The following is a 12,854-nucleotide window of genomic DNA, read 5'->3' as shown; positions in this document are numbered from 1 at the left end:
TCAATGGCCTGAGCTTCCTCAACTTCAGCTTCGGCAACCTGTTGCCGTTGACGGATTTCCTCAAGATCGCGTCCTGATCGCGACTCGACGGGGCGCGTGCGCCGACGGCCTCGCCCGTCCGCGCACGCACCCGATCGGGGACCTCGCCCGTCGTTCTGCCCCACCCATCGAGGCTCAGCCGTCGACCAGGCAGATCCACCCGTCCAGCAGCGAGACCCGCCGCGTCGACAGCGGGACCAGCGACCCGATGGCCCGCACCGCGGCGGAGTAGGGCGGAAAACCGAACAGCATGCCCTGCGGGCCGGTGACCATCTTCCCGGTCCGAACATCGTATTCGGCTCGATGCCAGGGACATTCGAGACAACCATCGTCGGTGACCCGTCCCCGTCCGAGCTTGGCCAGTTGGTGCCGGCAGACGTTGCCCACGGCGAAGGGGGTGCCGTCGGGAAGCATGCCGACCGCGAGGTCCACGCCGTCCTCGGTCCGCACCTCCACCACGCGGTGGTCGCCGAGTCGGGACACCTCGACCAATCGGCGCCCGCGGGCCCGGATCGGGTCGGCCGGCAGCACCGGCGGTAGCACGCCGGACCGATCCGCCGACACGGCGTCGTCGCGGTCAGGGCCTCGTCGCTCCTCGCTCATCGGTGCGACATACCCGGGGCGATCGCCTCCAACCGGCGCCGTCGACAATGATGCGATGACCGTGTCGGTGGTGACCCTGGCCGATCGTCCCGACCTGTTCGACGCGATGTGGTCGATGCCCGATTCGTGGCCGGACTTCATGCTGCAGGACCCCGTGTCGTCGTTCTACTACCGGCCCGACGTCGTGACCCGCGTCGCCGACCACGTGGTGATCGCGCTCGACGGCGACGAGGTGGTGGGGAAGGGGTACGCGCTGCCACTGCGCCTCGACCCGGATGCGCTTCCCGCCGACGGATGGGACGCCGCGATCCGCCTCGGCGTCACTCAGTTTTTCGCGGGAGTGGCCCCGACGGTGCTGTGCGCGCTCGAGATCGCGGTGCGACCGGACCGGCAGGGGGACGGACTGTCGTCACTCCTGCTGGGCGCGGTCCGGCGATGCGCCGCACGGGCGGGCCTGCCGGAGGTGATCGTCCCCGTGCGGCCGAGCGGGCCGGTCGACCCCGGCGTCCCGATGAGCGCGTACGCCTCGCGCGTGCGTGACGACGGCTTGCCGGTCGACCCCTGGCTCCGGGTTCACGTTCGTGCGGGCGGACGCATCGCAGGTGTCGCCCCACGGTCGATGGTGATCGCCGGCACGCTCGACGAGTGGCGTCGGTGGACCGGACTTCCGTTCGATCGATCCGGCCCCATCGAGGTGCCGGGCGCTCTTTCCCCGGTGCTCTGCGATGTCGTCCACGGCACGGCCGTGTACGTCGAAGCGAACGTGTGGGTGCGCCACCGGGCCGCCTCGACCGGCTAGCGTTCCGCCCATGGCGTGGTGGTTCCTGGTGGGTGCGATCGTGGCCGAGGTCGCGGCGACGTTGTCGATGAAGGGGTCGGAGAACGTTCCGGCCCTGTACGCGGTGGTGGTGATCGGCTACGCGACGGCGTTCGTGATGCTGGTGCAGGTGTTGAAGCGTGGCATGGGAATCGGTGTCGCTTACGGCATCTGGGGTGCCGGCGGTGTCGCTCTGACCGCGGTGCTGGCGTGGGCCATCTTCGGTGAGACCTTCACACTCGTCATGGCGGGCGGCATCGCGCTCATCATCGCGGGAGTACTGCTGGTCGAGACGGGTTCACGCCCGTCGACGGTGGATTCCTGATGCAGTACGCCTTCCTCGTCGCCGCGATCCTGTTCGAGGTGACCGCGACTCTGTCCCTGCGCGGTGCGGTGGGCGGACGGCGCGCGCTCTACGTCGTGGTGGCAGTCGGCTACGTCGTGGCGTTCGCGTCGCTGCTCGGGGCCTTGCGTGCCGGGCTCGCGCTCGGGGTCGCCTACGGCATCTGGGCAGCGGCGGGCGTGGCCCTCACCGCGGTCGCGTCGCGGTTCCTGTTCGCCGAACCGCTCACTCGGCGGATGCTCGCGGGTATCGGACTGATCGTGGTGGGCGTGCTCCTGGTGGAACTCGGCGCGGCAGCGCATACGATCACGCCGTGACCGATCACGACCGTGCCGCCGCCCGCCGCGAGATCACCGCGGCCCTGCTGGCTGCCTTCGACCGCCGCCACGACGTTCTGGACGCCATCGTCGAGGCCGACGACCGCGATCAGGCGGTGGCCGCCATCGCCGGTCTGCTCGAGACGTCTCGTCTCGGCGGAGAAGCCGTCATGGGGATGGCGTTCGACCAGCTCACCAAGGACGCCCGGCGCAACAACGCCGCCGAGCTCGAGGACCTGGACGCTCGTCTGACGTTCACGCTCGCCGAGCGACCCGCCAGTGCGGGAGAGGGACTCACCCTGCGGGCGTTCTCCGACGACACCGACCGGGAGCTGTTCGCGGCCCGCCTCGCCGACGTCGGCAGTGCCGGGGACGGGTCCGGCGGCGCGGCCGGCGATCTGGACTCCGAGATCACCTCCGCTCGGGATCGCTCCGACTCGGAGCAGGCCGCCTGGTTCGTCGCGCGCGAGGGCGAGGAGAGCGTCGGGTTGGTGTTCGGCGAACTGAAGAACGGGGAGATCGACCTGCGGGTCTGGATCCACCCGGATCACCGCAAGAAGGGATACGGGACTGCGGCGCTGCGCAAGTCGCGGTCCGAGATGGCCGCGGTCTTCCCGGGTGTGCCGATCGTGGTGCGCACGCCCGGCGCCCTGCCGTCCTGATCGGCGGGCCCGAAGGCGGATCGGAAAGCTAACGGTCCGCGAGGGATCGGCTCCACGCCGACCACAGATCGTGGTACCGGCCGCCTGCTCGCACGAGATCGTCGTGCGACCCCTGCTCGACGATCCGTCCGTGCTCGAGGACCACCACGCGGTCCGCCGCCGCGGCCTGCGTGAGGCGGTGGGCGACCACGATCGTCGTGCGACCACGGGTGGCCGCGCGGGCCGCGTCCTCGAGATCGCGGGCACCGGCACTCCCGGCCTCGGCGGTGGCTTCGTCGAGCACCGCGACGGCCGGATCGGCCAGGACCAGCCGGGCCAGGGCCACGTGCTGTGCCCGGGCGGCGGTGAGGGCCAGGCCACCCTCGCCGACCACGGTGTGCACCCCGTCGGGCAGGTCGGCGACCCACCCGGCACCGACCCGGTCCAGGGCCGCCTGCACCTCGTCTTCCGAGGCGTCGGGTGCGGCCAGACGCAGGTCGTCGATCAGCGGGCCGGCGAAGACGTGCACCTCCTGGCTGACGACGGCGACGTGCCGACGGACTCGGTCCGCGGCGAGCTCGGTGAGGGGGACCCCGCCGATGCGGACGGTCCCGGCGGTGGGCTCGGTCGATCCCGCGACGATGGCGGCGAGCGTCGACTTGCCGGCGCCCGTGGACCCCACGAGGGCGACCGTCTCGCCGTTCGCGACGGTGAGGTCCAGCCCGTGAATCACCTCGTGCACGCCGTCGTAGGAATGGCGAATGCCCACGAGTTCGACTCGGCCGGAACCGGGTTCGCGGCCGGTCACGGTGCGGGGCGCGTCGGGCAGGTCGAGGACGCCGACCAGGCGGGCCAACGACGCGCCGGCGGACTGGACGTCGTCGAACGAGTACATGAGCATGCCGATCGGGTTGAACAGGCGATGGAAGAGCAACGCGGCGGCCGTGGTCTCGCCGACGGTCACCGATCCGTCTCTCACCAGGAGGAATCCGGCGAGAAGTACCACCGACAGTCCGACGCACTCGGCGCGGTTGCTCCTCGATCCGAACCGTGTGAACAGTCGGAACACCGTCACGGCGATGTCGCGGGCGCCGGCCGAGGCCGCGTCGATGCGCGACAGATGCTCGGACTCCACGCCGTAGGCGCGGACGGTGCGCGCGCCCTGCATGCTGCTGACCAGTGCCTGTGCCCGCTCACCCATGGCGACCCGCTCGCTCGCGTACAGCGGCGCCGACCGGGGCAGGTACCAGCGCAGGGCCATCACGTAGAGCGGAATCGCCACCATTCCGGCCAGGCCGAGTCGCCAGTCCACCCCGAGCATCGCGGCGATACTGACCACCACGAGGAGAACGGCGGCGAGGATCTGCGGAACCACCTCGCTCAGGGACTTGGCCATCACCGCGACGTCGTCACCCACGCGGGAGAGCAGGTCGCCGCGGCCCGCACGGTCGAGTCGGTCGACGGGCAGGGTGAGCGCGCGGGCGACGACGCGTTCGCGCAACGAGGCGAGAATGCGCTCGCCGAGCAGGGCGACGGTGTATGCCCCGAGGCCGGTGAACACGCCACCGACGACGGCGGCGACCACGATCACCGCCACGACCCCGATGATCGTCGACGCCGGCGCACCCTCGGTCACCCGGTCGACGAGGACGCCGAACACGTACACCGGAACCACGGTCGCCGCTGCGGCGACGATGCCGAGGACGACGGCGCCGAGCGTCGCGGCGCGATGTCCGGCCAACTCGCGCAGCAGGAACCGGCCCGACCGGCCGCCGGACGCGATGGGAAGCAGATCGGTTCCGGTCATCGCAGCACCCGCTCGCGATAGGTCGTGTCCGTCGTCGACAGCGACCGGTGCGTTCCGCGCGCCACGACCCGGCCGTCGTCGATGACGACGACGCGATCGGTCACCGCGAGCAGAGCCGGGCTGGTGGAGACGACGACGGTCGCGCGGTCGGGCCTCGCCCGGAGGGTGCGGATGCCGTCGGCGATGGCGTGCTCGGTCACCGAATCGACGGCGGTGGTGGGATCGTGCAGCACGAGAATCGGGGGATCGGCGGCGAGGGCGCGGGCGAGAGCGACGCGTTGACGCTGACCACCGGACAGGCTGGCGCCGCGATCGGTGACGGGGTGATCGAGCCCGGCGTCGTGCAACTCGATCAGATCGGTCACCGCGGACGCGGCCACGGCGGCCTCCAGACGGGCGTCGTCCGCCGCGCGGGTCACGATGTTGGTCCGGACCGTCCCGGCGAAGAGGTCGGCCGCGTGCGGTTCGACCAGCACGGTGCGACGGACCTCGGCCAGCGGAAGTGAGCGCACGTCGATGCCGCCGACGCCGACTCGGCCCGCCGACGGGTCCAGCGGAACCTGGCCGGAGAGCACCGCGACGAGGGACTCCGCGTCGGCGGGGCGGTACGCGACCACCCCGACCGCCTCACCCGGCGCGACGTCGAGATCGACGCCGCGGAGCGAACCGTGCGCGAGCGCGTGGAGGTCGAGTCGGGCCTCGCGGACCGTCGGGCGGGGGTCCGCGGCACGTGCGTCTCCGGTGCCGTCGGTGTCCACGGCGGTCACGACGTCGTCCACGAGGGGCGACGCCCCGAGGACCGTGGCAATGCGGTCCGCGGACCCGCGCACGACGGCCGTGACCCCGGGCAACCGGGAGAGCGACGACAACGGCTCGACCAGGAACTGGGCGAGTCCGACGACGGTGACGAGTTCGCCGAGAGTGAGCCGTCCGGTGAGGGCCAGGTAGCCGGCGCCGCCCGCGACTCCCGCCGCGAGCAGGGACCCGACCGTCGCCGACAGTCCGAGGTAGGCGCTGTTGCCCCGGGCCAGGCGCAGAGTGGCGTCCAGCGCGCGTCGACTCGCCTCGACGTAGCGCCGCGCCGCGGCGCCCTCGCCGCCGATGCCGCGCAGGGGGCGCACACCCCCGACGAGATCGGTCGCGAGACCGGACACGCGGGCGATCTCGGTCTGTGACGCGGTCGCCGCCCGCGTCAACACGGGCGCACACCACTGCAGGACGAGGAGCAGCAGGGGAGTGCCGATCACCACGGCCAGGCCCAGCGGCACATCGACGACGAGGAGCGCCACGGCCGTGACCACCAGCGCCGTCGTCGCCGACGCCGAACGGGCCACCACGTCGAGAATCCACGACGTCTTCTCCGCGTCCGAGGTACCCACCGTCAGCAGTTCCCCCGCGGACAAGTCGCTGTCGATGCCGCGGGGATCGAGCACGGTGCGGGCGACCTCGACGCGCAGGAGGTGCGCCTCGCGCTCGATGGCGACGACGATGATGCGGGCGCCGATCCGGTACGCGAACGACAGCACGACGAACAACGCCGCGAGCCCGACGAGCGAGAGCAGCATCGCCGTGACGTCACCCGTCTCGACTGCGCGGGCGACGATGATGCCGATCGCGACCGGAACCATGGTCTCGCAGAACTGGTGGAGGCAGAACAGCAGCGAGGAACCGATCATCCGAGCGCGGTTCCGGACGAGCGCACGGCGCAGGACCCCTCCGCCGCTGATCGCCATTAGCCGACCCTAACCGACGGGTGTGAGTGGCTCGTCGTCTGTCGTCGGCGTCACAACCACCGGCCGGGAAGGCGACGCCGACCGGACCGGATCCGAATAGTGCGTGTGCGTTCCCCCCGAGGCCGGTGAACTTCTCACGACGCGGAGTTTCCCGGCACCGGGGCCGGGGCACCCCGCAGCCGACGGCGTTGCGGTGATCACCAGACGAAGGGACAGTGTCGTGCCCGATTACGAGCGCGAGAACGAGCACCCCCAGGACGACGTGCGCACCATCCGGGCGCACGCCGGTGAGGCCATCACCGACAGCCGCAACTGGCCGGGATACGTGTTGATGGCGCTGGGTCTGGCGGCGTTGGGCCTGGCCCTGACGGCTGCAGGCGGCGGTTTCGAGGGCTGGGTGCTCATCACGGGCATCGCCTCGCCGGTGCTGCTGCTGGCCGGACTCGCCGTGGTGCTGCTCGAACGCAAGCGTGTGAAGGCCGCCGAGGGCAAGTCCCTCCTGGATCCCGGTGGTCACTGACCACGATGCGATCTCGGGCCCCGGTGCGCCGGGGTCCGGCTCTCTCTCCGGCCGTCGCGTCCCCGTGGAGCCGACCCCGACCGACCGCGACTCCTATCTCCGGGCCTGGTCGGCCCTGCACGGTGACTATCTCGTCGACTCCTCCGTGCTGGTGCGCGGCTGGCTCGGCCTGACGTACCGCGTGGCGCGTCCGCTCGTCCGTGGCCGCATCACTCCCGGCGCGGTGACCACCGTCGGGGTGGTGTTGGCGTCGGCCGCACTGGGCATCGCGGCGCTCGGCGGGCCCTGGTCGGCCGGTCTCGCGGCAGTCCTGCTCGTGCTCAGCGCGCTGACCGACAGTCTGGACGGGGCAGTGGCGCTGCTGCGTGGTCGATCGAGCGCGCTGGGTTACGTGGCCGACTCGGTGGCCGACCGCATCTCCGATCTCGCCGCACTGAGCATCCTGCTCGTGCTCGGCGGGCCCGTTCCCGCCGTCCTCGCGGTCGCGGCGCTCACCTTGCTCCACGAGACCCTGCGCGCTCGGGCCGTGTCCGCCGGCATGAACGACATCGGCGTGGTCACGGTCTGGGAACGGCCCTCGCGGATCATCGCGGTGACCGTGACACTGATCGGCTGCGTCTTCGTCGGCGACACGGCGCTCTTCGCCGCCGTCGGCACCGCCGTCTCCGCCGTGCTGGCCCTGATCGGATTCGGTCAGCTGGCGCTCACCGTGCGTCGGCGGCTGCGGGGTCACGACGCGCCACGAGTCGGTCGCACTCGAGGGTGAAGACCCATCCGATCAACACGATGATGTGCAGCAGGAACAGCCACAACACCGTCGCGACGGCGGCGCCCACCGGTTCGAGGCCACCGAACGGCCCGGACCAGTCCAGGGGAATCGCGAGGAACAGCACGTACCCCTGCAGGAAGCCGGCGACGAACGACGCCGTGGTCAGGGTGCCCACGACGACGGCCAACCGGGACAGGGTGATCGGGGCGACCACGCGGAACGTCCACCCCAGGGGCACGGACAGCACGAGCCACACGGTCACGAAGCCCAGCCAGACCCGGAACAGGCCCCCGGCGACACCGCCGTCGATCGACGCCAGCGCATTCCCGACCACGAGCACGGGCACGGTCAGCAGTGGCGTGATCACCAGCACCGGGAGTGACAGGGCGCGACCCCGCCACCCGATGTAGGTCTCCTCGTGCGGTGCGTAGACGAGGAGGGCGCGACGCATGCCCTCGCCGTAGAAGGTGGCCGGGAGGATCGCCACCACGACGCCGATCCACCCGATCGACGTCCCCGCGAGGAACAGGGCGCGCACGGCCTCCGGTGCCGCCGCCGGGTCGGGGAGGAGCGACGCGATCGCGTCGCCGTAGCGCAGGACCGTCGGGTTGCCGAGGACGACCGCGGTCGCCTTCAGGCCGAGCAGCAACATCGGTACGACGGCGATGCCTCCGTAGAACGTGACCCCCGCCGCGACGAGGGCCGTGTCCCGCGATGCCATCCGACGCCGCATGCCGGCCCGGATCACCACGTGTGACCGCACCAGTTCCGGCCACACGCTCGCGAAGGTCAGGGCGCGGGGCATGGCCTGTCGTTACCCGCCCGTACGGTCGGTCAACCGTTTCGGGTTGCCCGGTCGCGGGTAGAAGCCTGCGGTCCCACCACGCTGTTGTCGTCGATGAATCGAGAAATCCCCGTGAGTTCCGCTGTTCGCTCCTCCCGTGCCTCCACCCCGTATCCCCTCGGTGTCTCCCTCCGGCCCGACGGCACGGCCAACGTGGCGGTGTACTCCGAGACGGCGGAGTCCGTCACGGTGGTGACGTTCGACGAGTCGGGGTCCGAGCTCGAGTCGACCCCGCTCCCCGAGTACACCGGCCACGTCTTCCACGGACTCGTGCCGATGACGGTGGGCACCCGCTACGGCCTGCGGGTCGACGGGCCGTGGAATCCCGCCGAGGGACTGCGGCACAACCCCGCCAAGCTGCTCCTCGACCCGTACGCCAAGGCGATCACGGGAGCCGTGGAGTGGGACGAGGCGGTCTTCGGCCATCACCACGACGAGCCCGAGACCCGCAACGACGCCGACTCGGCTCCGTTCATGCCCCGGTCGGTGGTGGTGGACGACGACTTCGACTGGGGCGACGACGAGTCGCCACGCGTGCCGCTGTCGGAGACCGTGATCTACGAGACCCACGTCAAGGGGTTCACCGCGCTCGATGCCGATGTCGACGAGTCGATCCGCGGGACGTACGCCGGACTCGCGCACCCGGCGGCGATCGAGAAGCTCACCCGGCTGGGTATCACCTCGGTCGAACTGCTTCCGATCCACCAGTTCGTCCAGGACTCCCACCTGCTGGAGGCGGGACGCCGAAACTACTGGGGCTACAACAGCATCGGGTTCCTCGCACCCCACAACGAGTACAGCTCGACCGGTGACACGGGTGGGCAGGTCACCGAGTTCAAGGCCATGGTGAAGGCGCTCCACGCAGCCGGACTCGAGGTCATCCTGGACGTCGTCTACAACCACACGGCCGAGGGCAATCACCTGGGACCGACGTTGTCCCTCAAGGGGATCGACAACGGCTCCCACTACCGGTTGGTGCCGGACGAGCGCAGCGCCTACTTCGACACCACGGGCACCGGCAACAGCCTCAACGTCGGACACCCCGCCGCGCTCGCCCTCATCATGGACTCGTTGCGCTACTGGGTCACCGAGATGCACGTCGACGGCTTCCGCTTCGACCTCGCCAGCACCCTCACCCGTCAGGACGAGGACCTGGATCGGCACTCGGCGTTCCTGGACATGGTGCACCAGGACCCGATCCTGGCACCGGTCAAGCTCATCGCCGAGCCGTGGGACACCGCCGGCTATCAGGTGGGCGGATTCCCGGCACGGTGGTCGGAGTGGAACGGCAAGTTCCGGGACGACGTGCGGGACTTCTGGCGCGGCACCGAGGGCGCGCTTCCCGCTCTGGCGCAGCGGGTCTCGGGCAGCCCCGACGTCTACGAGAACGACCGCCGGCCCACCCTGGCCAGCGTCAACTTCGTCACCGCACACGACGGCTTCACACTCGCCGACCTCACGATGTACGACGAGAAGCACAACGAGGAGAACGGCGAGGACAGCCAGGACGGCGAATCCGACAACCGGTCCTGGGGCTGCGGGGCGGAAGGTCCCACCGACGATCCGGAGATCAACGCGCTGCGCGACCGCCAGCGCCGGAACTTCCTGGGCACCCTCCTGCTCTCGGCGGGTGTCCCCATGATCCTCGGCGGCGACGAGCTCGCTCGCAGCCAGGGCGGCAACAACAATGCCTACTGCCAGGACAACGAGATCTCCTGGTACGACTGGGAGAAGGCGGACGACGAGCTGGTCGCGTTCACCACCGCGCTGATCACGCTGCGTCGGGAACACCCGGGCCTGCGGCCGGTCTGGTACCGCCACGCCGAGTCCGACGGGGATCGCGACACCGTGGACTTCCAGCGGGCCGACGGCGTGGCCATGGGTGACGAGGACTGGAACGACGGCGCGAGCAAGTCCCTCGCCGTGCTCTACAAGTCGTCCGCCGAGGACACCGTGTTCCTGTGGTTGCTCAACGCCGCCGAGACGCCCGTCGAGTTCACCTTGCCGGACGAGTCGTGGACACTCGCCCTCTCCAGCGACCCCGACCAGCAGGTGGGGGAGAACCCCACCACGCTGCTGGTGCGAGACCGCTCGTTCACGCTGCTGCAGAGCGTCTGACGCGACCCGTCACCGACGCGTCGGGTACAGCCGCACCTCGGTCGCCTTCACGGTGAGGAACACCTCGGACCCCGGCTGCAGGTCCAGGTCCGTGGCCGCGACCGAGGTGATGTCGGCGGCGAGCACGCCGAGTGCCGCGCGTGCCGTCACCCGCACGCCGGAGCCGACGGCGTCCACCTGGTCGATCCGGGCGGGAATCACGTTGCGGGGACTGCCGATCGGTCGGACGGCGAACACCGAGACCGTGGTCGGCGCGATCGAGGCGATGCCCGGTCGGCCCGCGCCGGGGTGGTCGATCGCGTGCCCGTGCACCACGGTGCCGTCCTCCGTGCGGAGGGTGTCCCCGTCCTCGAACGTGCCGTGGATCAGCGTGGTGCCGGCGAGGGTCGCGGCGAAGGTGCTGCGCGGAGTCGCGAGGACGGCGGCGACCGGACCCTCCTCGACCACCCGTCCGCCGTCGAGGACCACCACGTCGTCCGCGAGGGACAGGGCGTCCACGCGGTCGTGGGTGACCACCATCGTCGTACATCGGCTGTGGCTCAACACGTCTCGGACCAGGCGGCGCAGTGTGGGCGTCGCGTCGGCGTCCATCGCGGCGAACGGCTCGTCCAGCAGCAGTACGTCGGGATCCGCGGCCAGCGCACGGGCCAGGGCCACCCGCTGGGCCTGACCGCCCGACAGCTGCCGGGGCAGCCTGTCGGCGAGGTCGCGAGCGTCGACTCGCTCGAGCCAGTCGTCGGCGATCGCCCTCGCCTGCCGCCGATCGTGTCGTACGCGCGGCGCGAAGGCGACGTTCTCCCGAACGGTGAGGTGCGGGAACAGCAGTGGGTCCTGGGCGAGCAGGGCGATCCCGCGGCGGTGCGGCGGGACGTGGACTCGGCTCGCGGTGTCGGTGAGCGTGCGGGCGCCCACCCGGACCGTTCCGTCGTCGGGACGCACGAGTCCGGCGACGACGTGCACCAGCGTCGACTTGCCCGCACCGTTGGGCCCGAGGAGTGCGAGAACGGACCCGCTGGGCACGGTGACGGACAGGTCCAGACCGCGCACGGGCACTCGGGCGCGAACGGTGATCGTGGTGTCGGTCCCCGCGTCCGCGGTCATGGAACTCACCGGACCGTCCGGGGCCGCCCGGCGCCGGTGGCGAGCACCACGGCGACCGCAACCAGAACGAGGACGACCGACAGCGCCACCGCGGCATCCGGGTCGGTCTCGCGCTGCAGGTAGATCTCGAGCGGGAGCGTGCGCGTGACACCCTGCAGCGAGCCTGCGAACGTCAGCGTCGCACCGAACTCGCCGAGCGCCCGCGCGAACGCCAGGACGGCCCCGGACGCGAGCCCCGGGAGAACCAGCGGAAGGGTGACCCGCAGCAGGACGGTGGTGGGTGGGGCGCCCAGCGTCGACGCGACCTGCTCGTACCGGGTTCCGGCGGTACGCAGCGCACCCTCGAGGCCCACCACCAGGAACGGCAGCGCGACGAAGGTCTGCGCGAGCACCACCGCCGTGGTGGAGAACGCGATGTCGATACCCAGGGCATTCAGATGCTCGCCCAGCAGACCGCGCCGGCCGAACGCGTAGAGCAGCGCGAGTCCGCCCACCACCGGCGGCAGGACCAGGGGCAGCAGCACCACCGCGCGCGTGATCGCGGCAGCACGTCCCCGTGACCGTGAGAGAACGAGCGCCAACGGAACGCCGAGCAGGACGCAGAGGCCGGTCGCGGCCGCGGACGTGCGCAAGCTGAGCAGCATCGCTGCGCGCGACGAGTCGCTGGTGACGAGGGACGGAAAGCGAGACCACTCGACCGAGAGGACGATGGCGAGCAGCGGCAGGGCCACCAGCGTGAGGCCCACCGCAGCGGGCAGGAGGACCCACCGGGGCAGTGTCCTCACGGTCCCCACGCCGCTCGTGCTCTCACCAGACCCACCCTAGTGACGATCGCGGGCGCGGGAATGATCGGCGGGGACGGCGCGTTGTGGAAGTCGACGGCGCCGGATCCATGCCCCGGGTACCACCCCTTTTGCCGCTGCGAGCGGCCTTCTGCCGAGAGGCGCACGGCCGGCGCCGTCACCCTTCTCTCACTCGGCCGGTCGAGTGGCGGCTGTGATGCGCCCTGTGAAGTGCCACTGCCGGTTCGGTATCGGACCGTGACCCCCGATTTCGCCGCGGGAGTGGTGACTTTCCGCTGGTGGCTGGCATCATGTGCAGCGGGTCGGTGGTCGTGCGTGTCGAAGTGGGGTTCTCGTGAAGGTGTTCTCGTCCGTCGCCGCTGCTCGCGGGCGTGTCGTGCTCGTGGCGTCGGCCGCCGT

13 protein-coding genes are annotated in these 12,854 nt (G+C 71.0%); 7 read left to right on the top strand and 6 right to left on the bottom strand.

What is annotated here, in order from left to right:
- Positions 1 to 174 precede the first annotated feature (174 nt).
- A complete protein-coding gene (locus RC2_RS12085) occupies positions 175 to 642 on the bottom strand; it encodes a Rieske (2Fe-2S) protein (RefSeq protein WP_169818396.1) in 468 nt (155 codons plus the stop codon).
- A gap of 55 nt (positions 643 to 697) precedes the next feature.
- On the opposite strand from RC2_RS12085, the gene RC2_RS12080 reads away from it, so the two are divergent.
- Genes RC2_RS12080 through RC2_RS12065 form a run of 4 tightly spaced genes read left to right on the top strand, consistent with a single transcriptional unit; the run spans position 698 to position 2,781 of the window.
- The gene (locus RC2_RS12080; protein WP_068149788.1) at positions 698 to 1,441 is read left to right on the top strand and encodes a GNAT family N-acetyltransferase; all 744 of its coding nucleotides are present in this window, start codon (positions 698 to 700) and stop codon (positions 1,439 to 1,441) included.
- Positions 1,442 to 1,451: 10 nt separating this feature from the next.
- On the top strand, positions 1,452 to 1,784 hold the full coding sequence (locus RC2_RS12075) for a DMT family transporter (protein ID WP_068149791.1): 333 nt from the start codon (positions 1,452 to 1,454) through the stop codon (positions 1,782 to 1,784).
- Complete coding sequence (locus RC2_RS12070; protein WP_068149794.1) at positions 1,784 to 2,119, top strand: DMT family transporter; 336 nt, start codon at positions 1,784 to 1,786, stop codon at positions 2,117 to 2,119. Before RC2_RS12075 ends, RC2_RS12070 begins: the two co-directional genes overlap by 1 nt.
- A complete protein-coding gene (locus tag RC2_RS12065) occupies positions 2,116 to 2,781 on the top strand; it encodes a GNAT family N-acetyltransferase (protein WP_068149798.1) in 666 nt (221 codons plus the stop codon). The genes RC2_RS12070 and RC2_RS12065 overlap by 4 nt, the downstream gene beginning before the upstream one ends.
- Before the next feature lie 28 nt (positions 2,782 to 2,809).
- On the opposite strand, the gene RC2_RS12060 is transcribed toward RC2_RS12065, so the two are convergent.
- Both RC2_RS12060 and RC2_RS12055 read right to left on the bottom strand, forming a co-directional pair.
- Positions 2,810 to 4,567 (bottom strand): ABC transporter ATP-binding protein, encoded by a 1,758-nt coding sequence (locus RC2_RS12060; RefSeq protein ID WP_068149801.1) that lies wholly within the window; start codon positions 4,565 to 4,567, stop codon positions 2,810 to 2,812.
- Positions 4,564 to 6,300, bottom strand: coding sequence for an ABC transporter transmembrane domain-containing protein (locus tag RC2_RS12055; protein WP_072681412.1), 1,737 nt, complete (start codon positions 6,298 to 6,300; stop codon positions 4,564 to 4,566). The genes RC2_RS12060 and RC2_RS12055 overlap by 4 nt, the downstream gene beginning before the upstream one ends.
- Before the next feature lie 220 nt (positions 6,301 to 6,520).
- Here RC2_RS12055 and RC2_RS12050 point away from each other — a divergent pair, with 220 nt between their 5' ends.
- Both RC2_RS12050 and RC2_RS12045 read left to right on the top strand, forming a co-directional pair.
- Entirely contained in the window at positions 6,521 to 6,820 is a 300-nt protein-coding gene (locus tag RC2_RS12050) for a hypothetical protein (protein ID WP_139277350.1), read from the top strand.
- Positions 6,821 to 6,884: 64 nt separating this feature from the next.
- Entirely contained in the window at positions 6,885 to 7,586 is a 702-nt protein-coding gene (locus RC2_RS12045; protein WP_068149832.1) for a CDP-alcohol phosphatidyltransferase family protein, read from the top strand.
- Here the strand turns inward: RC2_RS12045 and RC2_RS12040 are convergent.
- Positions 7,525 to 8,394: a YhjD/YihY/BrkB family envelope integrity protein gene (locus RC2_RS12040; protein ID WP_082895584.1), complete on the bottom strand. Its 870-nt coding sequence runs from the start codon at positions 8,392 to 8,394 to the stop codon at positions 7,525 to 7,527. The genes RC2_RS12045 and RC2_RS12040 overlap by 62 nt on opposite strands.
- Before the next feature lie 93 nt (positions 8,395 to 8,487).
- On the opposite strand from RC2_RS12040, the gene glgX reads away from it, so the two are divergent.
- Positions 8,488 to 10,551, top strand: coding sequence for a glycogen debranching protein GlgX (gene glgX / locus RC2_RS12035; protein ID WP_068149804.1), 2,064 nt, complete (start codon positions 8,488 to 8,490; stop codon positions 10,549 to 10,551).
- A 9-nt stretch (positions 10,552 to 10,560) separates the two neighbouring features.
- On the opposite strand, the gene RC2_RS12030 is transcribed toward glgX, so the two are convergent.
- Positions 10,561 to 11,652 (bottom strand): sulfate/molybdate ABC transporter ATP-binding protein, encoded by a 1,092-nt coding sequence (locus tag RC2_RS12030; protein ID WP_068149806.1) that lies wholly within the window; start codon positions 11,650 to 11,652, stop codon positions 10,561 to 10,563.
- A 5-nt stretch (positions 11,653 to 11,657) separates the two neighbouring features.
- Positions 11,658 to 12,446, bottom strand: coding sequence for an ABC transporter permease (locus RC2_RS12025; RefSeq protein WP_068149809.1), 789 nt, complete (start codon positions 12,444 to 12,446; stop codon positions 11,658 to 11,660).
- Positions 12,447 to 12,854 lie beyond the last annotated feature (408 nt).

It is taken from the genome of Rhodococcoides corynebacterioides NBRC 14404 (assembly GCF_001894765.1).
In the GTDB taxonomy this organism is placed as follows: domain Bacteria; phylum Actinomycetota; class Actinomycetes; order Mycobacteriales; family Mycobacteriaceae; genus Rhodococcoides; species Rhodococcoides corynebacterioides.
This window is presented reverse-complemented; position numbering and strand designations above follow the sequence as displayed.